The following is a 23,309-nucleotide window of genomic DNA, read 5'->3' on the forward strand; positions in this document are numbered from 1 at the left end:
CTCTCCCCCGTACACTATGTACCCCTTTAAGGGTTAATCTAACTAGAAACACGGGATTTATATCATGAAGAACACCTTTACACCGGTCGCCCTGGCGGTTGCCAGTGCCTTTGTGTCACTCTCGGCACAGGCGGATATGGTCATTTCCGAATATGTTGAAGGCAGCAGCAATAACAAAGCCATCGAGCTGTACAATCCAACCGACAGCGAAATTGACTTAAGTCAGTACCAATTAGCCTTTTATTTTAACGGCAGCAGCAGCGCCGGTTTAACTCTAACGCTCAGCGGTACCCTGGCACCAGAGGGGGTGTATGTTGCCGCGCATAGCTCGGCGGCAGCAGACATTCTCGCGACCGCTTCTTTAACGAACGGCAGCGGCTGGTTTAACGGTGATGATGCCATAGTGCTGAGCAAGCAAGGCGTGGTTGTCGACAGCATGGGCCAGGTGGGGATGGATCCGGGCTCGAGCTGGGGGGAAGGCACAAGCAGCACCCAGAATAATACCCTGCGTCGCATCGATGGTGCACCGGCGCGCACGGATATTACCTCGCCCTATGATCCAAGCGCTTACTTTAGCGGTGCCGGCAATGATAACTTTAGCGATCTTGGTCAATACCTGGGCACGAACCCGCCGGTTGATCCCGAGCCGGAGCCTGAACCAGAACCGGATCTAAGCCTCACTTGTGCCGATACGGCCACCGCCATTCACAGCATTCAGGGTAATGGCGCGGTAAGCCCCCTGGTTGGCGAGCAGGTAGTGGTTGAAGCCGTGGTCAGTGCCGACTTCCAAAACAGCAATCAGCTAAGCGGCTTCTTCCTATCCTCCTTGCAGGGTGATAACGACCCGAGCACCTCGGAAGGTGTCTTCGTCTATCACCGCGGTGATGACGTCAATGTGGGTGAGCGCGTACGCTTAATTGGCACGGTCGCCGAATACTTGGCGCTACCCAGCTTAAAGATGTGACCGCCCTGGTCGATTGCGGCACCGCCGCGGTTAACGCCACGCCACTGACCTTGCCCCTGGCGGATGTGCATGACCTGGAAGCCTATGAGGGCATGCTGGTCAGTGTCGCCCAGCCACTGTATGTAATTGATAACTATAACCTGGCGCGCTACGGCGAAGTGGGTCTGGCGACCGAACGCCTTTATCAGGGCACCCAGGTTGCCCTGCCCGGCGATGGCGCAAATGCGGTGGAAGCCGATAATCTGTTAAAGCAGCTGCTGCTTGATGACGGTTCAACCCGCCAAAACCTTGAGCCCATTGCCTACCCGGCCCCTGGCCTGGATGCCTACAACACCCTGCGCCTGGGCGATACGGTCAGCGGCCTGACCGGGGTGCTGGGTTATGGCTTCGATCGCTACCGTCTGCACCCAAGCACAACGCCACAGTTTGTCGCCGCTAATCCACGTACGGATGCGCCTCAGCTTTTGGCCGAGGGCGATATCAAGGTGGCCAGCTTTAACGTCTTAAACTACTTCAATGGCGATGGTCAGCAAGGTGGCTTCCCCACCGCTCGCGGTGCCGACAGCCTGGAGGAATTTATTCGCCAAGAACAGAAGCTGGTCAGCGCCATCACCGCCTTGGACGCCGATATTATCGGCCTAATGGAAATCGAGAATGATGGTTTTGGTGAATTCAGCGCCCTCAGCTCCTTGGTTAACGCCCTGAATGCGGCCACCAGCGAGGGTGAATATGCCTTTGTCGATTTTGCTGTAGAGCAGGTCGGCAGCGATGCCATCACCACGGCGCTGATCTATCGCAAGGACAAGGTAGAGGAAAATGGCTTGGCCGCCATTAACGATCAGGGAGCCTTTGCCTATGGCAATCGCGCCGCCATAGCGCAAACATTTAAGCACCTTGCCACCGACGAAGTGCTCACCGTGGCCGTCGCCCACCTGAAATCCAAAGGGGGTTGTGGCAGCGCCCAAGGCCTGGATGCGGACCAAAATGACGGCCAAGCCTGTTATAACGCCACCCGCATTGCCGGTGCCAACGAATTCGCCAGCTGGCTTGCCAGCCACCCGACCGGCGTCAATGATGAGGACATCATTATCGTCGGCGATATGAACGCCTATGCCATGGAAGATCCCATCCAGGCTTTTGCCAGCGCCGGTTTTGCCAACGTTCTGCCGACGCTTGACGGTGATAACCTGAGCTACTCCTATAATTTCCAGGGTCGTTTAGGGAGCCTGGATCACGCGTTGGCGTCGCCCAGCCTAATGGCCAAGGTGGTCGCGGCAACGGATTGGCATATCAATGCCGATGAGCCGCGCGTGCTGGATTACAACCTGGAGTTTAAGTCGCAAAATCTGCAAACCAGTTTGTTCGCAGATCACCCATATCGCGCCTCGGATCACGACCCTGTGGTGGTCGCCATTAAGGCCGAGCCAAAGCCCAGTGAAGAGCTCAGCGGCGAGTTCACCCTATCCAAAGGCTGGTTCCAGCCGAAAAACTTCACCATAGAGCTACCCTCGGATTTCGATTATCTGGATATCGAGCTGGTAGGCGGCTGGGGTGATGCCGATCTCTATGTCAGCAAGCAGCGCCGCGGCACGAATAAACACGCCGATTGCGCCTCGCGCAACAGCGGCTTAGAGGAGCTGTGCCAGTTCACTAACCCAAGCGCGGGTAAATGGAAGGTACGCGTTCAGGGCAACCAGCCTTATGGTGAAGTAACCCTGCGTTACCGCGCCACCAAGTACTAATCGAGCGAAAACGCTTATGACTAAAAAGGGCAGATATCACTCTGTCCTTTTTGTTGAGTCATGTTTACTGTTTGCCCTGTTAGAGCTTTGGTAGTACCAATACTATTGGATAAATCATGATAAGCCAGATACAGCAACAAATTACCGCACCGACAAAGGCAATGAATCGCATCATTAAATCGTGATTCGATGTGATCTGATAACGGCGTAACAGCAACATAAAAGCCGAGCCTGATAAAAACAAGCTGCACACCAAATAAAGAAGCACTAATAACTTTAGAAGCACGAGTAGGTTAACTAGGCTTGATAAAATTATGCTTGTTCCAAGCACCACAGTGCTGAACAGCGAAAATTTGGTAACACCTTTAAGAGTGATAACTAGCTTCCTTGCCATAAAAACTCTAACTCCCTAGCAGCGGAAAGCTTTCCTACCTACGCGCCTTTGATTTAACTGAATTTTTCACTAATTTTATTTCCAGCCCAGAACTATAACCGCCAGTAAAGCCATTATGGTCATACTAATTGGGCCTATTGCATATTTCTGACTTGCAAATAAATTTGCAATTGCCAGGACTGAAATGATCGTTGGAAACACTCTTTTGCCATGAACTGAATAGCTAGTAATAATACCAGCGACTAAAACACCCACAGCTATCCAGAAGTACATTAAGACCCCACCTTATACATAAAGACCGCCACAAACGCGATCTACTTGTTGCAAGTCGAGCCGCGAAGCGGCGCTTTGATGTCGCTTGTTAGAGCTACATCACCTTGTAACGATTTTAATTGCATGTAAATGATCGAAATAAATAACCATCTCTCGAGTTTCAAACTTTTGCTCTTCTAGCGGCTCAGAACCATCTTCTGAATGTAACTCGTAAGGAATATACAGTTGGTAATCGTCCAATAGACCTAAGTTTAAATCAACTGTTTGAGTCAACGTTACGGCCTGCAAGTTTACTCCATAAGCTTGTTTGAAAAGTGCTGAATCAATAGTAAACTTTTTGCTCGGCGATATAACTTCTATTCTTTCAACCCTATCACTATCAGCTTCACGCACTATTGTGAGAGTTAATCCATTAGATGAAAGAATGAGCTTATCTAAATCCACTACAAGATTGGGCGTGGCGTTGAGTGAACAACTAAACAAAAGAAAAAATGCTAATAGGGTTTTGGCAATACGCATATCTTTCCTTATAGCTCTAACGCTTTGCTAAGAGGTTTTAAAAGATTGGCTATAATCGAGCGAAGCGAATAAGCCAAACTTTTAAAATCCTGTTTGAGCAACTTGTTATGCTATGAGCTGCATTTACCTTTTATAGCCATATTTAGTTTTGAAACTTGCTTTTTACCTGTTTCTTCGTCAACTAGCTCAAGACCCGCACCACCAACAAAAACACCCATTTTTATATATTGACTTACAAAGTAGTTTTTACCACTTTCTGTTTTAACTAATAGATCATTTGGTGAGAATTCAGATTCTGTTGAAAGTTTATATTCTTTATCACCTTCTATTTCTTCATAAAAGAACATGTTAGGCGCTGTTTCACCTATACATTTATCATTTAACCAAACATCTTTCTTCAAAGCGCCACCGAAACTACCTGATCTATATACATATAAACCAGCTTTACCTTCTGATGGCGAATTATATTGCTTTGCTAACTCACTTTTTTCTTTTGATTCCATTGGAACACTTGTACATCCAGTAGTTAATGCCACAGTAAATGCAATAGTGGTTAAAACTTTATTCATCATTTTTCCTTTTTATTATGAGCTTCACCTGCTCGTTTGTTTGAAATAGCACAACAATTTAATATAGAGCGATTGGGTCGTTTTTCTACCGCAAGCTGTCTCGTTTTTGTCCTATGACCATTGATAACAGATTTAGTAAGTGCATACCAGCGTTGAAGTTTCTCCAAGTTGCTATAAACGTGGACACGACAAAAACGACCCATTGGGTCGTTTTCCTGACTTTGGGAGAAACTCAACGATTATGGATGTATACAAAGTGATTTCGGTGGAAGTATGAGCATCAGCTGTTCCCTCTAATCGGACTTACAGTTTGCGTTAACCTAAATTGAAACGCAGATGTATCAGCCTAATCCCGTAAAAATTCGCGCTGAAGAAATCGGCTTTTGTTGTGGAGTGTGCTTGAAACAACGAGATAGGCTGAAAGCGGAAACAAGCGAGTGAACAGTTTCACTCGCGCCGCTTGAAGGTGACGAGCTCTGCGAGGAGGGGGACTGCGTAGTTAGGTTTACCGAGTCAGGACGACTCGTTAAACCGTGTTGAAAGCTAAGCGGAACGCTTAACAAAACGCTGAGTTCGGAAGCATTTGCGAATCACGGGCGCCTTGGGGTTCCAAGGGGCGGTTGGCGTAAACCGCCCTTTGGTTGTCGTCGCCAACGCGACAAGATCTTAATTTGAAAAGCATTACTAGCAATTCATCATGAAGCTTGATTGCCGTCCCCGGCCTTTCGCTAGCTCAAGGCGTTCGCTTGCTAAAAATAGTTCACCGGACTATTTTCTTAACGCGCTCACCCAACGCGACAAAATCTATCAGTAACTTCCTTTGTCGGCGCAAAGCACCGACCTACATGACCGCGATAGTCAGCGCAGTACAAGACCGCCCTTGTCGGCGGCCCGACAAAAACTAATGATGATGACCACCCTTTAGCGCCTGACCATCACTGCTGTAAAAGCCCAAAGCGCCATGCTCGATAAAACCCTGGTTAATCATTTTCGCGAGAAAGGGATCTTGCTCGTTATCGCCGACATCCGCATAGTCGGTACTTTGATAACGGTCCCACAAGGCAAACTGACGCTCAACCTGTTGTTGGTTTAGCTGATAGCCCTGCAATTCCAGGCTGTTCACTTGTTGCCATTGGCCTTGGTCATCCTGCTTGCTTAGGGTCATGCGTTTCACCAGCTTAAGTTCGGGTAGCCAGGTAATGGCCAGCTTTTGCTGCTCATTGCCGTGCTCAAAAAACTCTTCACGCTCGCAGCCCTGCCCCTGCGTACGCACTGGCTGCTCCAGCAAGGCATTACTCACTAACTGATATTTCTGAGACCAATCAATTTCCTGCCCTTGGCCTTTAAGCTCACCGGGCTGATATTCAATGCCCCGTTGGTATTGCTCAAAATAGCGCACCGGGCGAACCTGGCCGCTGCGCAAGTGCTGCCATTTTTCAACAAGCCCCTGAGCCAGAGCCTGATGGGCGACTTCCTGATGCAAACGCCACAGGCTAAAACCCTTGGCATTCTGCTTGCTCTGTTGCTGCTGATAGTCGGCCTTTAATACCTCGGCATTGGCGTCACATTGCTCTGCTTGAGCCGCATTGGCCATACCGCCTATGGCACAGCACAGTGCCGCAAGGGAAAAATACTTCATTTTCATTCCTTTAATACCAATTCTGTTAGGTATGTGAGCAAATATAGCGCTGGATAAATAATGTGATAACAAGGCGGAGTTTTTCTTATGTAGTTATTCTACATAGAAAAATTCTAACGCAGTTAGCACGATATTTAGCCCGCTAGAATGATTAGCTATTTAAGTGAATTGGTATAAGCAGGGCCGAGCATCGGCTCGGCCCATGGCTTATTACTTAGCTAATTTGGCTTCGGCTTTCTCTACCAGATCCGCGGCATAGTTCATCACGTGGAAGATGTAACTTTGCTCGTTGGTACCCGTTACCAGGTGTGCACCTGGACCCTGAGCATAGACACCCACATCCTCACCGGCGTGTGTTTCTGAGCCCATAGGCACCAAGGCTTCTTGGTGGAAACCAGGAGCGGTCGTATCCACACCACTCAAGTCAACGCGACCGGTCACTATGTCACCGTTATAACCGGCGTCGGCATCGGTTTCTGCACCCAGATCTTTGAAGCCATTACCATTGGTGTAACCCAAGGTCGTATACGGCATACCGTCGGCGGCCAGGGTTGGCTTGCTGCTGCCTACACCCACAACCTTGCCCAGGATTGGGTTACCACGCTTAGGATAACCGGCAATGGTAAATACGTGGCTGTGGTCGGCGGTGACGATGATCAGGGTTTCTTCACTGTTGGTATTGTCGATAGCCGCTTGTACCGCATCGGCAAAGGCCACGGTATCATGCAAAGCGTTATAGGCATTACCGGCATGGTGAGCATGGTCGATACGACCCGCTTCCACGGTCAGGAAGAAGCCTTCGTTGTTATTATCAAGCACGTCGATGGCCTTAGTGGTCATCTCGGCCAGCGAAGGCTCACCGGCTACGTCATTGGCACGGTCTTGCTCGTACTGCATGTGAGACTCGTTGAATAAGCCGAATACGCGCTCCGTGTTCGCCGCGTCAATGGCATCGAAGCCGGCCTGATCCATCACATAGGTGCCATTTGGATAGGCTTGCTGCCATTTTGCCGTTAAATCGATACCATCGGTACGATCGCCCTCGGTGCTGCTAACCGCATCGGCACTGTTAAAGGCTGGATCTTTCGGTAGGAAGTGACGACGACCGCCGCCCATCACGACCTCGATGCCATCGACATCAACATCAAAGCGCGCTTCAAGGTTCTGCTCGAAGTCCACCAATTGCATGGCGATATCCTGACAGCCACCGGCAACCGCATCGGCCGGCATATCGGATACGTCTTCCCAGTTACGGTCTGCCGACTTGGCATAGGTTGCCGCCGGGGTGGCGTGAGTGATACGCGCCGTTGAGATAACACCGGTCGACTTGCCAGCGATTTCTGCCAGCTCTAATGCCGTTACCAGTTCATTACCCTCTACAGAGGCACAATTGCCGCGCTCTACCGCTTCGGCCACACCAATCACACCCACATCGGTTTTCACACCCGAGGCCATGGCGGTCATGGTACCGGCAGAATCCGGTGTTTGCGCATCAACGTTATAAGTCTTTGAGAAGCCAGAATAAGGCATGGCTTCGAAGCTAAGCTGGTGCTCTTCACCGAGCTTATCTTGAAGCTGACCGGCAAGGATACGCGCCGCGGTTACGGTCGATACGCCCATGCCGTCACCAACAAACAGGATCACGTTTTTAGCTTTCGCAGGAGTTGTCGCCAGGGCATCGGTACGCTCCTGAGCCTGACCCACCTTTTGCTGCGCATCGGCAAACCAAGGGTTGCTGGTTAAGCTCGCTAGTTCGGACTCGTCCAATGTGGTTTTAACCGGGTTACACACGGTCTTACTACCGTCTACTTCGCCCTGCTCTAGCTGGCCGTTGCCATTGTCATCGGCACCCACCTGAGTCAGGGTACCGCCATTGATACATTGGCTGTCACCAACAGGAATTGCGGTGTCTAGGCTCAAGGTTTTTGGCGCATCATCATCCGAGCAACCAGCTAACGCAGCCAGTACTGCGAGAGAAAGAAAACTTAACTTTTTCATTATATTAATTCCTTATTGCTTGGTTAGCTCAAGCGCCGAATCGATGATGTGGAAAACCACGCTCTGCTCAACAACACCCTGCGCTAAGTGTGCGCTTGGGCCCATGGCATGCAGGGAAATATCTTCACCGGCATGGGTTTCTGAACTAAGTGGGATGGTTGCTTCTTGGTGGAAACCCGCAGCCGTTGTATCAAGACCGCTGATGTTCTGGCGACCCGCCATAGGCGCATCGTTGTAGCTGGCATCGGCATCGGTTTCGGCGCCCAGGTTACGGAAGCCAAGGCCGTTGGCGTAACCCACTGTGGTATAAGGCTGGCCATCGGCGGCCATGGTCGGTGTGGTGCTACCTACGGCAACAACCTGACCCAGGATAGGGTTACCGCGCTTCGGATAACCGGCAATGGTGAACACATGGCTGTGGTCGGCCGTAACCAGGATAAGCGTTTCTTCCGGGTTAGTGCTGTCTACCGCCAGTTGCACTGCTTTAGCGAGTTCAATGGTGTCATGCAGGGCATTGTAGGCATTACCGGCGTGGTGGGCGTGATCGATACGACCGGACTCCACGGTTAAGAAGAAGCCCTTGTCGTTGTTATCAAGGATATCAATGGCCTTTTCGGTCATTTCCGACAATGAAGGCTCGCCAGAGATATCGCTGCCGCGGTCCGCTTCATACTGCATATGTGATTCGTTGAACAGTGCAAATACACGCTCGGCATCCGCGTCAATGGCGTCAAAGCCGGCACGATCCCAGACATACACACCGTTTTCGTATTGTTCTTGCCATTGTGCAGTTAAATCCAGGCCATCGGTGCGATCCCCTTCAACCGTACTGCGGGCATCGTCGCTGTTAAAGGCTTCGTCTTTCGGTAAGAAGTGACGGCGACCGCCCCCCATGACCACTTCGATACCATCGACATCGGTACCCAGGAAGCGCGCTTCTAAATTCTTTTCAAAGTTAACCAACTGCGAAGCGATATCCTCACAGCCCGCGGCGATGGCTTCTTCTGGCATGTCTGACACATCTTCCCAGTTGCGGTCGGCCGACTTGGCATAGGTCGCCGCCGGCGTTGCATGGGTAATACGTGCCGTTGAGATAACACCCGTGCTTAGACCGCGGATTTCCGCCAGCTCAAGGGCCGTCACCAGTTCATTGCCGACAACCGTTTCACAGTTACCGCGCTCAACGTCTTCATCCACACCGATCACACCCACGTCGGTTTTTACACCCGATACCATGGCGGTCATGGTGCCCGCAGAATCCGGGGTCTGGGCATCAACGTTATAGGTTTTCACTTGCGCCGAATAGGGGAATTGCTCGAAGCTGAGGTAACCTTCTTCACCCAGCTTGCCATTGTTTTGGCCTTGCAGAATACGCGCTGCGGTCAGGGTAGAAATACCCATGCCGTCACCGACAAAGAGGATAACGTTTTTAGCTTTGGTTTTTTTCTCTAAGGTGGCCTGCTGTTGCTTGGCGTTCAGCTTATCTTGGTCGGCTTGATACCACTGGCTATTGACTTGCGCCGCAGGCATGACACCTGCAAAAGCTTGGCTTGATAGGGCCAAAGCCACTGATGTAGCAAGGGCTAACTTTGTCACTTTCATGATTTGTTCCCGAGTATTGGTTAAGTAGCGCTGGATAGAGACGCGGCTCTGCGGCGCTGATGCTTGAGAGCAAGGGGCTTCCTTACTGCTGCCAATACTGTAGAGAACGAATGTTGCTAAAAAATAACTGTTTGTTGACTCTGAAATGATAGAAATATGACACTAATAAGTCATTCGTTGGCACCCTGGGGTAAAACGCGGCCATAAAAAAACCCAAGCATTAAGCTTGGGTTTTTCGATAAAAAAGATGACTAATTACTTAGCTTCTTTTTTCGCTTTTTCAGCTGCGATTACTTCTTCCGCTACGTTTTGCGGACAAGGTGCGTAGTGTGAGAACTCCATAGAGAACTGACCACGACCAGAAGTAATAGTACGTAGGTGGCCGATGTAACCGAACATCTCAGATAGTGGTACTTCACCCTTGATGCGAACGCCCATAGCGCCAGCTTCTTGGTCTTTGATCATACCACGACGACGGTTAAGGTCACCGATTACGTCACCCACGTTGTCTTCCGGAGTGAACACGTCAACTTTCATGATTGGCTCAAGAAGCTGAGGGCCCGCTTTAGGGATAGACTGACGGAATGCGCCTTTAGCAGCGATTTCGAACGCGATTGCTGATGAGTCAACTGCGTGGAAACCACCGTCGAATAGCTCAACTTCAACGTCTAGTACTGGGAAGCCTGCAAGTACACCTTCCTGCATCATTGACGCGAAACCTTTCTCAACTGCTGGCCAGAATTCCTTAGGAACGTTACCACCAACAACTGATGAAGTGAAAGTGAAGCCTGAGTTTTGCTCACCTGGCTTGATGCGGTAGTCGATCTTACCGAACTGACCAGAACCACCAGACTGCTTCTTGTGCGTGTAGCTATCTTCAACTTCTTGAGTGATAGTTTCACGGTAAGCAACCTGAGGCTGACCAACAACTAGGTCTACACCGTAAGTACGCTTAAGGATGTCTACCTTGATGTCTAGGTGTAGTTCACCCATACCTTTAAGGATGGTTTCACCTGAATCTTCGTCAGTTTCAACTTGGAAAGAAGGATCTTCTGCAACCATTTTACCGATAGCAACACCCATTTTCTCGTTACCGCCTTTGTCCTTAGGAGCAACAGCGATTGAGATTACTGGATCAGGGAAGATCATCGCTTCAAGTGTACATTCGTGCTTAGGATCACAAAGAGTGTGACCTGTTTGTACGTTCTTCATACCTACAACAGCGATGATGTCACCGGCTTGTGCTTCGGTAAGTTCAGTACGCTCGTCCGCTTGCATCTCAACCATACGGCCGATACGCTCAGTTTTACCAGTAGCAGAGTTAAGGATGGTGTCACCCTTCTTCATGCGGCCTGAGTAAATACGGATAAAGGTAAGTGCACCGAAACGGTCGTCCATGATTTTGAACGCAAGCGCTTTTAGTGGCTCGTCTGCAGAAACAGTTGCTACTTCACCAGTAGGCTCACCAGTTTCAGGATCAGTTAGAGGCTGAGGATCAACTTCAGTTGGAGCTGGTAGGTAATCAACAACAGCATCTAGTACTAGTTGCATACCTTTGTTCTTGAACGCAGAACCACAGAAAGTCGGGAAGAAGGCTAGATCACGAGTACCTTTACGGATACACGCTTTGATCTGCTCGATAGAAGGCATTTCACCTTCCATGTAGGCTTCCATTAGGTCATCGTCTTGCTCAACAGCAGTCTCGATTAGCATCTCATGGTATTCTTCAACTTTGTCTACCATGTCAGCTGGAACGTCTTGTACTTCGTAGTTCTCAGGAAGACCTGTCTCGTCCCAAACGTACGCTTTCTTCTCTAGTACGTCTACAACACCACAGAACTGATCTTCGATACCGATAGGTAGAGTCATAACTAGTGGGTTAGCACCAAGTACTTTTTCTACTTGACCAACTACGCGATAGAAGTCAGCACCCATACGGTCTAGTTTGTTTACGAAGATAACACGTGCTACTTCTGATTCGTTCGCATAACGCCAGTTGGTTTCTGATTGTGGCTCAACACCACCAGAACCACAGAATACACCGATACCACCGTCTAGTACTTTCAATGAACGGTATACTTCAACTGTGAAGTCAACGTGTCCAGGAGTGTCGATTACGTTTAGGCGGTGACCTTTCCACTCACATGTTACGGCTGCTGACTGGATTGTGATACCACGCTCTGCTTCCTGCTCCATGAAGTCGGTAGTTGATTCACCGTCATGTACTTCACCGGTTTTGTGGATTTTACCGGTGAGCTTAAGAATACGCTCAGTGGTGGTAGTTTTACCCGCATCAACGTGCGCGAAAATACCAATGTTTCTGTATTTGGATAAATCTGCCATTTCTATACTCTGATTGGTCGAAAAATTATTCGGCGGGAGTATATCACCTCTTGTGGCGAACATCATCATTGAAACCGCTTAAAATGCAATCAAATTTAGAAAAACTGGGCGAGTCGAGTATTTGCGGATGATTAAAACGTCGCCAGCTAGTTCACCATGTTAGAAAATAGGAGCAAAACCTTATAAAGCCGGAATTTTAGCAAAACCAAGGGAACAAACAGCAAGGAAGTTGTGATATATCAAGCAGTCATTTACGAGCGCTGTGAACGTTGAAAGCGAACTGACGACCGGAGGTCGATAATTATAGATTCAAGGGAGAATAATAAGGGAATCTACCAAGGAATTGGTTGCGGGAGCCGGATGTGAACGCGACACGCCGTGGCGACGACCTTAGGTCGAATGATGCTAAGTTTGAAAACTTTAAGTGAGAAAACACTAAGCGTCGGTTTCGGGTGCTGTGAACGTTGAAAGCGAACTGACGACCGGAGGTCGATAATTATAGATTCAGGGGAGAATAATAAGGGAATCTACCAAGGAATTGGTTGCGGGAGCCGGATTTGAACCGACGACCTTCGGGTTATGAGCCCGACGAGCTACCAGGCTGCTCCATCCCGCGCCAGTAGACTTGAAAGTTTTTTTACTTCTGCTTTCGAAAGAAGTGGTTGCGGGAGCCGGATTTGAACCGACGACCTTCGGGTTATGAGCCCGACGAGCTACCAGGCTGCTCCATCCCGCGCCTGTAAGTGTCTTGGCTGAATTTCGTCGGGAACCGACGACCTTCGGCTTTTTCTGGTTTAGCGAGTCCGACGGATGATTTATCATCCTGCTTCATCCCGCGCCAGTAGACTGAAGGTTTATTTTTGACTTCTAACCGAACAAAAAGAAGTTGGTTGCGGGAGCCGGATTTGAACCGACGACCTTCGGGTTATGAGCCCGACGAGCTACCAGGCTGCTCCATCCCGCGCCAGTAGACTTTAAAGCTTAATGTCGTCAAAAACTGACAAATTTAGCTTCTATCGCTGGTATTAAGGAGTGTCCCCTAGCCAGCGAGAGCGCCATAATATAGCAAAAGAGTAAAAATGCAAGTTTAAATGCCAAGTTCGCAACTAGATGCTGATTTTTCCACCAATTCTAGTCGTGATGTGAGCGTTGGTGCGGGCTAATCATCTTTTGCCATTCCCAATCGGGGTGACCCATGACAATGAAGTCGGGATTTTCGGTCGACTCCCTTTGATTATAGGTCAATGGATTGAATTCGGCATCGGTAATACTGCCGCCCGCCTCCTCCACTATCACCTGCGAGGCACCGGTATCCCACTCGCCGGTGGGGCCAATGCGCATAAAGCAATCAGCCTTGCCTTCGGCGACGATACAGGCCTTTAATGAGCAAGACCCCAAGGGAACGGTGTCGAAGGTAGTGTTTAGGTATTGGCTAACCGCTTCGAGCTTTTGCCTACGGCTTACCGCGAGCGTTAAACCGTCGGGTTGGGCAACGCTGATGCGTTCTACGCCCTGGGCACTCTTTTTAAATGCACCCTGTTGGTAAGCGGCGTAATAAGTGATGTTTTTCGCCGGCCAATGGATCACCCCCAAAACTGGGCGGTTATTTTCAACCAGGGCAATGTTGACGGCAAAATCACCGCTTTCTAGGATAAACTCACCGGTGCCATCCATGGGGTCCAATAACCAATAGCGGGGCCAGTGCTTTCTGTCGGCCAATGGCGGGATGGGCGTTTCTTCGGACATAATTGGGATGTCGCTTGCTAATTCTTGTAAACCGGCAACCAATACCGCATTCGCCGCAAGATCGGCCTTAGTGACCGGCGTATCATCGGATTTTACTTGCTTACCAATATCCGGCTGACGATAAATCGCCATAATTGCCAAACCTGCTTGTTCAGCCAACTCAATACATGGCTCTAAGAATTGTTGCAACCTTACCCCCTTTGTCTATGTACCCCAAGACCGGCTAAGACGCCTTCACTAATAATAGCAAAGCAGCCACGCTTCGCGCTTCGGTAAAATCTGGCTCCGCCAGGAGCTGCTGCCACTGTGATAATGGCCAGTAAACCACCTCTAACGGCTCGGGCTCATCACCGGGCAAACGCTCGGGATAGAGCTCTGTGGCGGCGATAATATGCATATGCGCATTAAAATAGCTGGGCGCCAATGACACCTGCTTAAGGACCTTCATGCTATGCGCACCAAAACCCACTTCCTCTTTTAGCTCACGAACCGCCGCCTGCTCCGGACTCTCACCGGGGTCGATCAAGCCTTTGGGGAAACCTAACTGGTAATCATTGGTACCGGCACAATACTCGCGCACCAGAATCAATTCATCTTTATCGGTAACCGGTACGATCAGCACGGCCCCTCTGCCACCGCCACGAATGCGTTCATACTGGCGCTGCTCGCCATTGGAAAAACATAAATCTAAGGCCTCGACGGTAAACAAGCGACTTTGAGCGACCACTTGTGTGTCGAGAATTTGTGGAGGAGTAGGATGCTTTTTCTTTGCCATGGCCGCGACTTTGTTATTATCACCTTTATGCTCATCATAATTGTTTTAATAGGAAAAGCCTATGCCAAATTGGGCCAATATAGATACCGTGCTTTTGGATATGGATGGCACTTTACTGGATCTGCATTTTGACAATCATTTTTGGCTGGAGCTTATCCCTCAGGCCTATGCCCAACGCCACCAAATTAGCTTAGCCGAGGCGCGCGATATTATTGCCCAACGCTATGAAAAGGTGCAGGGGCAGTTGCAATGGTATTGCCTGGATTATTGGCAGCAAGAATTACAGCTGCCAATCATGGAGCTGAAGCGCGAAATACAACACCTTATCTCCATTCGCGACGATGCTATCGTGTTCCTCAAAGCCTTAAAGGCCGCGGGTAAGGAGTTGATTCTGCTCACCAATGCCCACCGCGACAGTTTAAGCTTGAAGGTCGAGATGACCGAGCTCGATAAGTATTTGGATCAACTTATCTCAACCCATGATTATGGTGTTAGTAAGGAAGAGCAAAGCCTGTGGCAGCAGGTGCAGCAGGATCTGAAATTTGATAAGGAACGCACCTTGTTTGTGGATGACAGTGCGGCTGTGTTGGCTTCTGCCAAACGCTTCGGCATTGGCCACCTGTTGGCGGTGGCTAATCCAGATAGCAAGCAACCGAGTCGCCTGCTATCTGGATATGAAAATATCACCGACTATCGGGATATTTTACCCATCTAGGGTTACTTACGCCGGGTAGCGTTGCTTTAAACCCTGATAGACCAAGTGGGCAAAGTCTGGATTTTCCGTATCCAGGCTTTTTACCACTTCGACCAGGTGCTCGTTGTCTTCCTGACCATGCCACACCTTGATATAGGTGCCATCCTTATAACCATGATCCTGGCGGAAAAAGTTAAGGGTGTTTTTACCCACATAACCACGGTAAAGGTCATCGATATTCATGCCAATTTGCTGCATACAGCCGGCGAATGCCGCGGCATTAAACGACTTGTCATTAACCGCACTGGCGGCCAGCACTTCCAAGGTTGCTTTAAAGTCGGCTTCTCTGTGTGCTTGCGCCATTTCCTGCTCAAGTGCAGCGGCCAAATCGGTGAATGAGGTTTCACCGTCAATACGTAAGCTCAGGCCAAAGTGAAAAATATCCACCAGCTCTAAAATCACTTGCTCAGTGTCGGGCGTTTGCTTTTTCCACCATTTCCAGCCGTAATGATCGAGCATTTCCGCACACTCAACCCAAATTGCTCGATACCATTCAAAACCTTGGTCAAACCATTGTTCGTGAACCTTGGTGTTCATGGCATGTTGCATTTCCAACATAACGGCTATTTTTTTTGCAGCACTCGACATTTTATCTCTCACATTCGCGGGTAATAAACCTATCATACCGTTAACTGCAAACAGAGTGAAAGGGAATAGCCATTTCCCCGTTCTAATGGGTACCACTATTCCGATTATCGTGAGATAACATGCTAAAAAATACCCTATTGGCTCTGCATTTCGTCCTTGCTGTGGCGCTAAGCGGCCACCTGGCACATGCTGCCACCATTACCAACATCAGCGACTCCGCTGCTGAAGTCAGCCCCATACTGCCAGGCCTGGTTTTACCTCAGGTGTCGCTAAAAAGCGCCGACAATAAGGAAGTTAGTTTACATACGCTGCTACAACAAAAACCAACGGTTTTAGTTGTGTATCGTGGTGGCTGGTGCCCTTACTGCTCACAACAGCTGGCCAATATCAAAAAGATTGAGCAAGAGCTCATCGACAAGGGCTTTCAAATTATCGCCGTGTCTCCGGACAGCCCAGAGAAGCTGCAACAAAGCACAATAAGCTCGGCGAATTATCAACTCCTCTCTGACGATCAACTGGAACTGACGCAAGCACTGGGCTTGGCTTTTTATCTCGATGATGAAGTGGCCAAGGCATATCGCAATAAACTTGGTGTGAATTTTGTAACTCTGGACGGGGAGCAAAAAGTGGCGCTGCCGGTGCCGGCGGTGTTTGTACTCGATACCGACGCGCGCGTGCACTTTCAATATGCTAACCCTAACTATAAGGTGCGCTTAAGCGAGCAGCTCTTGCTGGCAGCAGCGGATTCTGTGCAGTAATACCAATTCACTTAAATAGCTAATCATTCTAGCGGGCTAAATGCTATGCTCACAGCGTTTATCCAGCGCTATGTCTGATCACAGACTTAATAGAATTGGTATAAAAAAAGGAGCCTGAGCTCCTTTTTTATGCTGCTATTTTAAGCGGTAATCACAGATCCCTTGAGTCACGTAACGGGACGTAAAGGGTGCACCGCTGGTAAATTCAAAGCGCATATCCTGAAGATTAAAAATAGGATGAGGATGCTCTTTAATCCATTGCTGAGTGGCCTGGCAGATGCCTTCAAGTTTGTGCAATCGGTAGGTATCAACCACTACCACGGCATTACCCTGCTCTAGATAACTGCGGTGAATGTTCTCAACCCAGTCTGTATGGGCAAAGTTATTGCGCAAATAAAAAGCCAGATCGGTTTCATCCGCTTCTTTAGGGCCTACGTCCGGTGCGTTACGCGCTTTTTGCGCGAACTGCATCAGCGACATCTGCTCACGCATCACCTGGGTGCGATATCCCGCCGGACAACGCTCCGTAGTATAGGTCACCTTACCCGCGGGGCTAATACACTTGTTCAACTTCTTTTCATTCGCCTGGGCGGTAAATGCCGTGGCGACAATAAGTAAAAATATAGACCAATAGTGCATTGTTATTCTCTTTCTAATAGGCACGAGCCGTGTAATTTTGCCAAAACGGACACAAGTAAACAAGTGTTGTTAAATTGTTACACTTTTATGTCACTCGCTTAGCGGTTTTCCAGTCGGTTGTAATCGAACAAACCATATTCGATACCGCGATAGCGCTTTGCGACCCGATGGAGCAGGTCGCTGTAGCGCCAAAAATCCGGATCGCTGCGGCGCACCGCAAACCGGCTTTTCAGAGCCCGGTACTGTTGCTCGGTGCGCACCAGCTCTAAACCTTGCACAAAAGCCGGCAACTGCGCTTCACTGAGCACCCACAGAGCTTCTGGGTAGTCACCGATAAAGCCCGGAACCACCAGGGCCTTATCCTCGTCATAGGCGCGCTGCGCCTCTTCACGCAACAGGCTGCTGATATTGTAGTGGGCATTATGGTGCACCAAAGTATAAGCCTGATAATCAGACTCCTGGTCGCCCACTAGAATATAGCTAACCTGGGGCAGCAAATTGACCGCCTTGCTATCGAGAGTATTAAGACGCTGTAACACAGCTGGTGCCTGACGATAGTCATAACGCTTACTCATCACGGGCTCCAGCTTGGCTGCCAGCTTGTTATAAAGCTCCTGCTGCACATCATCGCTTTGGTAACTGATACCTGTTGGTTGGGTAAAGCGAATATCCGGGTCTTTAAGGAACTCAACCAGGTTTTTCGGGGAGCGGCGATACCAGTGAGCGCGCAACTTAGCACGTGCCTCTGCGGGCAGTAACGACAGGAAGTTGTCTTCCCCTTCCATGCGTAAAAAGTCCATATAAAGGCGGGTGAGCAACTGATGACCGACATTTCCGTAGACATCGAATCCAGCCACCAGCAGATAATGAATCCGCTCAAATAAAGAATAATCGAGGACCCAGGCCGTTTTCGGCGCCTCCCCCACCCAACCTTTAACCACGGTGGCGCTGTTAAAGTGACGGAAAATGGTCAATGCGGCATTGTCATTATGGCCTTCACCCTGCCAGAGAATATCGGCGGTTAAATGCTGACCGTCAGCAAACACCTCGTTTGCCAGCGCCGCCTTGGCTTCTAGAAACTCGCTTTGTTTAGCCGCATACTTTACCCAACTCGAGATTGGCAGCGCATTACTTTGCTCCTGCGCCGGCATATCCAGGGCATCCTCGTGGCGCATTAAAAATTGCTCGAATTGCTCGGCGCCGATAAATTGCGGGTCGACGAAGGCCACCCAAAACTGGTCATTGATCACGTTAAGCGCTATTTGTCCGCGGCACACAGGGCCTTGTATAAAGCCACGAATTATCAACTCGGCCTCATCCAACATAAATTGATAACGAGAACGCACCGGAATAGCGGCAAAGGCTTTAAACGGATTAGAGGCGACCTCTATGCTGTAACCGGGCAAGCGGGTTACCTGGTAATCGGTGTCGATAAACTGCTGTCGAAGACGCGCTAATTTGTCATCATTCAGCGGTAGCGGAATATTGGTTTTAGCCAGTACCGTGCTATGTGATGGGCGCAAACGGTAGTAAACACGTTCAACCTGGGGATCTTCATAAGGACGACGGGTAGCGATCACCTTAATGGCCTCGCCCGGCGGCGTGCTAGAGCGCACCAGCTTAAAGAATTGTCCGCGTTCAACATTGGCAAAAAAGATATTGGCCAGATACCAATGCTCATAAATATACCGGGCGCTCAGGCGATGTTTTAGATCGTCCCGATTAAGAAATGCCTCCCATTTATCTACCTCGGCCTGCAACTCGGCAGCGATGGCCGGTGCCTCTGGTAACGGCGCCCCCTGCTGCAACCAGTTGGTTAACGCCGCCATTTCCACACTATTGAGGGCCGGTAAACCATAAGGCATACCCGCCAGCGGATTATCCTTGGCATAGTCTTCAAATTCTTCGATGGTTGGGCAGCTCTGTTCACGGTCCAGGCTAAAGTCAAACTGCTCACCAAGAATGGCATCCCGCGGTAAGGGATGTTGTTGCTTCAAAGCCAGAGAGCGATACATCACACTGGCCATCAAATTAACATGTGGGTTTTGCTGACGCTCATTCAACACCGGATTAAAACCCTTTTCGCGCCACTGCGCCGTGGTGTGCGCATCAATAAATAACCGGGTCGGCTCGGACGCCAATAGCCGGGTGCCGTCATACACTAATTCTTTTGAGGTGCCACGGTCTATGCCTTGGGGCGAGGATAACTTAAGCTGGCATGGCGCATCATAACAACCATGACACACCACACAGCGGTTATCGAGCACGGGTTTAACCGCTTGCTGAAAAAACGCTTGTTGCTCAAGGGAAGCAGGATGCTGGCGATTTTCCACCAGCTCTTGACCATAGAGGCTGTCGTATTTCTGGGCACCAAATACAGCGCAACCGGTACAAAATACCAGAAACAGCATCCATGCCAATTTATTCATCATCGTCACCGAGATCAAAGGTCGGCATCATCTCCAGTTGAGGAGAAACATAGCTTTGACCATCGCTGCACTCCAATACCGCCGCCAATAATGGGCCTCGGCTCAGGGTTAACATGGCCTGATGCTCACAAGACATCAGGGATTGAGCTTGTGGGCGCAATTCATAGGTACTGAGCTGCAGACTCACGGATTGCTCGGCACTGGGGTTTTGGCATAAATGTGCCAGTAGTTCTTCATCCAGCTCTACTTCCAACAGTAGATCTGGCTCATTCATGTCGCGAGCATAAAGAGAGTCATTGAGTAAAAACAAAGGGAGGCTAAGTACTGCGCCTTGCGATAATTCCACGGAAAACCCCGAAAAAAGTCGATAATCTGCCCTCATCATAGCAAAAAAAGTCGTTGTTTTGGCTGCTTTTGTAACCAGATAGGGTATATTAACCAAGTAATTAGGGAGGAAAACGCACATGACAGTACTTTTAATCATACTGGTTGTTGTCACCATAGCCGTGGTAATGATCTTCAACAATCTAGTGCAGTATAAGAACGAGTTTCAAAATGCCTTTGCACAAATAGATGTGCAGTTACACCGCCGTCATGACCTGGTACCTAACCTGGTTGCCACGGCACAGGCCTATCTGGACCATGAGAATACCACCCTAAAAGCGGTCACCGCCGCTCGTAACCAGGCGGTAAGTGCCCTGCAAGCCTTGCACCAAGGCAATATCGATGCCACTAAGCTATCACAGTTGGCGGCCAGCGAAGGCGCCCTCAGCAGTGCCCTCGGTGCCTTGCAAATTAGCGTCGAGGATTACCCCGACTTAAAAGCCGACAGCACCATGGCTAACCTCAGTGAGGAACTTACCAGCACCGAAAACCGCATCGCTTTTGCCCGTCAGGCCTATAACGACGCGGTGATGCAATACAACAGCTTTAAACAAAGCTTCCCACCGGTGCTGGTCGCAAAAATGACGGGTCATGGTATCGACGCGCCATTGTTGCAATTGGAAGACCCACAAACACAACGTCAGGCTCCAAAAGTATCCTTTAACTAGCCGTGCAGAACTTCTTCGAACACCAGCGCCAGGCTAGGCGTAAAACCTGGCTGCTGGTTACCTTGTTTGTTATAGCAGTCAGCGCATTGATTGCACTTATCCATTTCCCCGTCCTTTGGGTAATGGAGTTTTATAACACAGACCCACATACCTACTTCTACCAAGGTCCAGATCAAAGCCGACGTGTTTACGGTTTTCACCTGGGCCTCGCGGTGAGCATTGCCAGCGTGATCATGATAGCTGTGCTGTACAAGTATTTTCAGTTGCGCCAAGGCGGTCATGTTATTGCGCAACAACTCGGTGGCGAGCAGGTGCAAAGCAACAGTTACGATCCACTCCACCGCCTGTTGCTCAATGTGGTTGAAGAGGTCGCCATCGCCGCACGTATGCCATGCCCCGGCGTCTATGTACTTACGCATCAGCCCAGCATTAATGCCTTCGCCGCAGGCTATCATAAACAGGACAGCGTGATTGCCGTTACTCAGGGTGCATTACAACAACTGAGTCGCGAGCAATTACAAGCGGTAGTGGCTCATGAATTCAGCCATATTCGCCATGGCGATATGCGCCTCAATGTACGCATGACAGCCTTACTATTCGGTATCACCTTTATCGGCCAAGCCGGGGAAAACCTCATTCACAGCGCCATGAATGCCTCGCGCCCGCACGGCCAGAAAGGCGATGGCGCAGGCTTTGGCGCCCTTGTCGGCCTAATACTCACCCTGTTTGGCTGGCTCGGGACTCAACTCGGTGACGCCATTAAGGCTTTGGTCTGTCGCCAGCGCGAATATCTTGCCGATGCTGGCGCAGCAGAGCTCACCCGAGCTCCCTACGACCTGGCACAAGCACTCTTGGTCATAGCCGAAAGCCCACGCAAAAATACCTTGAGGCAAAACAATGCGCACTTATATAGCCACTTGTTTTTTTCCGATGCACTCAGTCCCTGGCTGTCCTGGTTAAGCACCCATCCGCCGTTGTCCAAGCGCATCCAGGCACTCGACCCGAGTTGGGATGGCGTACTGAACGAACGTCCCCGCAGCCATGCCCATACAACGGTTCATGGCGCCACGATGGCGGCCCATGAGCAAAGCCAGTTGCAGATGGCACGACATCAGCGCAACAGCGAAAATCAAATAAAACTTGAAGGAATCGATGCCAACCTAGGCTACCTGGCCCATGAACCCGTGGATGCTCAGTGGTTAGTGATGATGCTCTGCCTGCATCAGGATTGGCAACAGCGCCAGGCACAACTGCACCAGATTGTTGCCTTACCCTATGTCGATGCCTTTAAATTCGACCAGGCTGAACGCTCTTTGACCTCACTCAGCTTGAGTAAAAAACTGATGCTGTTGGAGGTTGCCATAGGGGCACTGCGTTGTTTGCCGCCAAGCGGCCTGCAAACATTTTTAACCAAACTAAAAAGCATCGCCAATATAGATGGCAGCCTAGATCTTCATGCCTGGTCCTTCTACGAACTCAGCGCCCATGCCTTAAGTGAAGTCAATAGCGGCACCATAGTGCGCCTTAATAAAGAGCTTGTCAGCACAGCCTGCGAACAATTGCTTAATGCCCTTGCCAGCTTTGGTCACTGTGATAAAAAGCAACAGGCCACGGCTCTGAATGCCGCTTCTGAAGCCTTACAGCTGCCCATGCGCTATCATGGTGATGCCCAATGCCAGGTCACCCGCTTACAACGGGCATTGAGCATAGTGAAAGCCTTGCCGCAGGCGAAGAAACAAGCGCTGCTCCAAGCCTGTCAGCTCTGTATTAGTCACGATGGCGTGATCAACGAGTCCGAACAGGTGATCCTCTATACCCTCGCCGCCTGCCTAAATGTGGACAGTGAGCTAGTGAGCAGCTTACCAGGGTAAGCGCTCACCATTGGCATGCCAAAAGCCGCCGGTATTGGCCAAGTCCAGCTCGGCGATACGCTGTTGTAGCCGCTGTGCCGCCACCTCGGGACTGATATCGCCGGCAAAGCCCACCATGCGGGTTTGGACAAAACCAGGATGGAAGAGACCAACCGCCACGGCGCGCGGTTTAAGTTCATGGGCCAGACTCACGGCGGCGGCGTTTAAAGCCGCTTTAGACATGCGATAACCGATATACCCTCCGGAACCATTGTCGGCGATGGAGCCCATGCGCGAGGTGATCATCGCCACCTTGGCGCCCGCCGGTAATAAATGCTGCAGGGCATGAGTGACGCGTAAAGGCGCCAGCGCATTAACGGCAAACTGCTGCTCTATCGCCGCAAAGTCCATCTCGGCCAGGGTTTCATTGTGCAGTACCCCGGCGTTGTTGATCAGTATATCTATGGACTTGTTGCCCATTTGCGCCGCCAGGAGCTGCACTTGCTCGGGTTGGCAAATATCAATGCCGGAGATGACATTGACACCTAATGCATCGAGCTCTTCACTGCTTTGACGTACCACGGCCGTCACCTCGGCGCCGGCACTCACATATTGCTTGGCCAATTCCAGGCCGATGCCACGATTGGCACCGGTAATCACCACATGTTGTGTCAT

Annotated in this window: 18 protein-coding genes, 3 tRNA genes and 1 pseudogene; 5 read left to right on the top strand and 17 right to left on the bottom strand. The window is 50.1% G+C overall.

Features of this window, described 5'->3' with window-relative positions:
- The first annotated feature begins 61 nt into the window (after window positions 1–61).
- A pseudogene (locus tag C2M29_RS09080) lies at window positions 62–2,706 on the top strand (ExeM/NucH family extracellular endonuclease).
- Between the two features lie 469 nt (window positions 2,707–3,175).
- On the opposite strand, the gene C2M29_RS09090 reads toward C2M29_RS09080, so the two are convergent.
- From C2M29_RS09090 to nudE, 12 genes are all read right to left on the bottom strand, one after another.
- The gene (locus C2M29_RS09090) at window positions 3,176–3,373 is read right to left on the bottom strand and encodes a hypothetical protein (protein WP_105189486.1); all 198 of its coding nucleotides are present in this window, start codon (window positions 3,371–3,373) and stop codon (window positions 3,176–3,178) included.
- Between the two features lie 99 nt (window positions 3,374–3,472).
- Window positions 3,473–3,892 (bottom strand): hypothetical protein, encoded by a 420-nt coding sequence (locus tag C2M29_RS09095; RefSeq protein ID WP_105189487.1) that lies wholly within the window; start codon window positions 3,890–3,892, stop codon window positions 3,473–3,475.
- A gap of 110 nt (window positions 3,893–4,002) precedes the next feature.
- Complete coding sequence (locus C2M29_RS09100; protein ID WP_105189488.1) at window positions 4,003–4,464, bottom strand: DUF2846 domain-containing protein; 462 nt, start codon at window positions 4,462–4,464, stop codon at window positions 4,003–4,005.
- A gap of 898 nt (window positions 4,465–5,362) precedes the next feature.
- On the bottom strand, window positions 5,363–6,100 hold the full coding sequence (locus C2M29_RS09105) for a hypothetical protein (RefSeq protein ID WP_105189489.1): 738 nt from the start codon (window positions 6,098–6,100) through the stop codon (window positions 5,363–5,365).
- A gap of 210 nt (window positions 6,101–6,310) precedes the next feature.
- A complete protein-coding gene (locus C2M29_RS09110) occupies window positions 6,311–8,098 on the bottom strand; it encodes an alkaline phosphatase (RefSeq protein ID WP_105189490.1) in 1,788 nt (595 codons plus the stop codon).
- A gap of 12 nt (window positions 8,099–8,110) precedes the next feature.
- Window positions 8,111–9,700: an alkaline phosphatase gene (locus C2M29_RS09115; RefSeq protein WP_105189491.1), complete on the bottom strand. Its 1,590-nt coding sequence runs from the start codon at window positions 9,698–9,700 to the stop codon at window positions 8,111–8,113.
- 255 nt (window positions 9,701–9,955) lie between these two features.
- The gene (gene fusA / locus C2M29_RS09120; protein ID WP_105189512.1) at window positions 9,956–12,043 is read right to left on the bottom strand and encodes an elongation factor G; all 2,088 of its coding nucleotides are present in this window, start codon (window positions 12,041–12,043) and stop codon (window positions 9,956–9,958) included.
- A gap of 539 nt (window positions 12,044–12,582) precedes the next feature.
- Window positions 12,583–12,659, bottom strand: a tRNA-Met gene (locus tag C2M29_RS09125).
- Window positions 12,660–12,702: 43 nt separating this feature from the next.
- A tRNA-Met gene (locus C2M29_RS09130) sits at window positions 12,703–12,779 on the bottom strand.
- Between the two features lie 151 nt (window positions 12,780–12,930).
- Window positions 12,931–13,007 (bottom strand) — tRNA-Met (locus tag C2M29_RS09135).
- A 167-nt stretch (window positions 13,008–13,174) separates the two neighbouring features.
- Window positions 13,175–13,978 carry a 3'(2'),5'-bisphosphate nucleotidase CysQ gene (gene cysQ / locus C2M29_RS09140; RefSeq protein WP_105189492.1) on the bottom strand — a complete coding sequence of 268 codons (804 nt, stop codon included), beginning with the start codon at window positions 13,976–13,978 and terminating at the stop codon, window positions 13,175–13,177.
- 34 nt (window positions 13,979–14,012) lie between these two features.
- Window positions 14,013–14,564, bottom strand: coding sequence for an ADP compounds hydrolase NudE (nudE, locus tag C2M29_RS09145; RefSeq protein ID WP_105189493.1), 552 nt, complete (start codon window positions 14,562–14,564; stop codon window positions 14,013–14,015).
- Between the two features lie 61 nt (window positions 14,565–14,625).
- On the opposite strand from nudE, the gene yrfG reads away from it, so the two are divergent.
- A complete protein-coding gene (yrfG, locus tag C2M29_RS09150) occupies window positions 14,626–15,279 on the top strand; it encodes a GMP/IMP nucleotidase (RefSeq protein ID WP_105189494.1) in 654 nt (217 codons plus the stop codon).
- 6 nt (window positions 15,280–15,285) lie between these two features.
- Here the strand turns inward: yrfG and C2M29_RS09155 are convergent, their stop codons facing one another.
- The gene (locus C2M29_RS09155; protein WP_105189513.1) at window positions 15,286–15,906 is read right to left on the bottom strand and encodes a dUTP diphosphatase; all 621 of its coding nucleotides are present in this window, start codon (window positions 15,904–15,906) and stop codon (window positions 15,286–15,288) included.
- 119 nt (window positions 15,907–16,025) lie between these two features.
- Between C2M29_RS09155 and C2M29_RS09160 the strand changes: the two genes are divergently transcribed.
- Entirely contained in the window at window positions 16,026–16,664 is a 639-nt protein-coding gene (locus C2M29_RS09160; protein WP_105189495.1) for a peroxiredoxin-like family protein, read from the top strand.
- Window positions 16,665–16,799: 135 nt separating this feature from the next.
- On the opposite strand, the gene C2M29_RS09165 is transcribed toward C2M29_RS09160, so the two are convergent.
- The 3 genes from C2M29_RS09165 to C2M29_RS09175 all read right to left on the bottom strand — a co-directional run bounded on the left by C2M29_RS09165 (window position 16,800) and on the right by C2M29_RS09175 (window position 20,078).
- Window positions 16,800–17,303 carry a hypothetical protein gene (locus tag C2M29_RS09165; RefSeq protein WP_105189496.1) on the bottom strand — a complete coding sequence of 168 codons (504 nt, stop codon included), beginning with the start codon at window positions 17,301–17,303 and terminating at the stop codon, window positions 16,800–16,802.
- 98 nt (window positions 17,304–17,401) lie between these two features.
- Window positions 17,402–19,732: a fatty acid cis/trans isomerase gene (locus C2M29_RS09170; protein WP_105189497.1), complete on the bottom strand. Its 2,331-nt coding sequence runs from the start codon at window positions 19,730–19,732 to the stop codon at window positions 17,402–17,404.
- On the bottom strand, window positions 19,725–20,078 hold the full coding sequence (locus tag C2M29_RS09175) for a hypothetical protein (RefSeq protein WP_105189498.1): 354 nt from the start codon (window positions 20,076–20,078) through the stop codon (window positions 19,725–19,727). Before C2M29_RS09175 ends, C2M29_RS09170 begins: the two co-directional genes overlap by 8 nt.
- 118 nt (window positions 20,079–20,196) lie before the next feature.
- On the opposite strand from C2M29_RS09175, the gene C2M29_RS09180 reads away from it, so the two are divergent.
- Together C2M29_RS09180 and C2M29_RS09185 are read left to right on the top strand one after the other, a co-directional pair.
- A complete protein-coding gene (locus C2M29_RS09180) occupies window positions 20,197–20,784 on the top strand; it encodes a LemA family protein (RefSeq protein WP_105189499.1) in 588 nt (195 codons plus the stop codon).
- A 2-nt stretch (window positions 20,785–20,786) separates the two neighbouring features.
- Window positions 20,787–22,655 (top strand): M48 family metallopeptidase, encoded by a 1,869-nt coding sequence (locus C2M29_RS09185; protein WP_158684695.1) that lies wholly within the window; start codon window positions 20,787–20,789, stop codon window positions 22,653–22,655.
- Here C2M29_RS09185 and C2M29_RS09190 read toward each other — a convergent pair.
- Entirely contained in the window at window positions 22,644–23,309 is a 666-nt protein-coding gene (locus tag C2M29_RS09190) for an SDR family oxidoreductase (protein WP_105189501.1), read from the bottom strand. The genes C2M29_RS09185 and C2M29_RS09190 overlap by 12 nt on opposite strands.

The organism is Pseudoalteromonas sp. T1lg48, from assembly GCF_002964785.1.
Classification (GTDB): domain Bacteria; phylum Pseudomonadota; class Gammaproteobacteria; order Enterobacterales; family Alteromonadaceae; genus Pseudoalteromonas.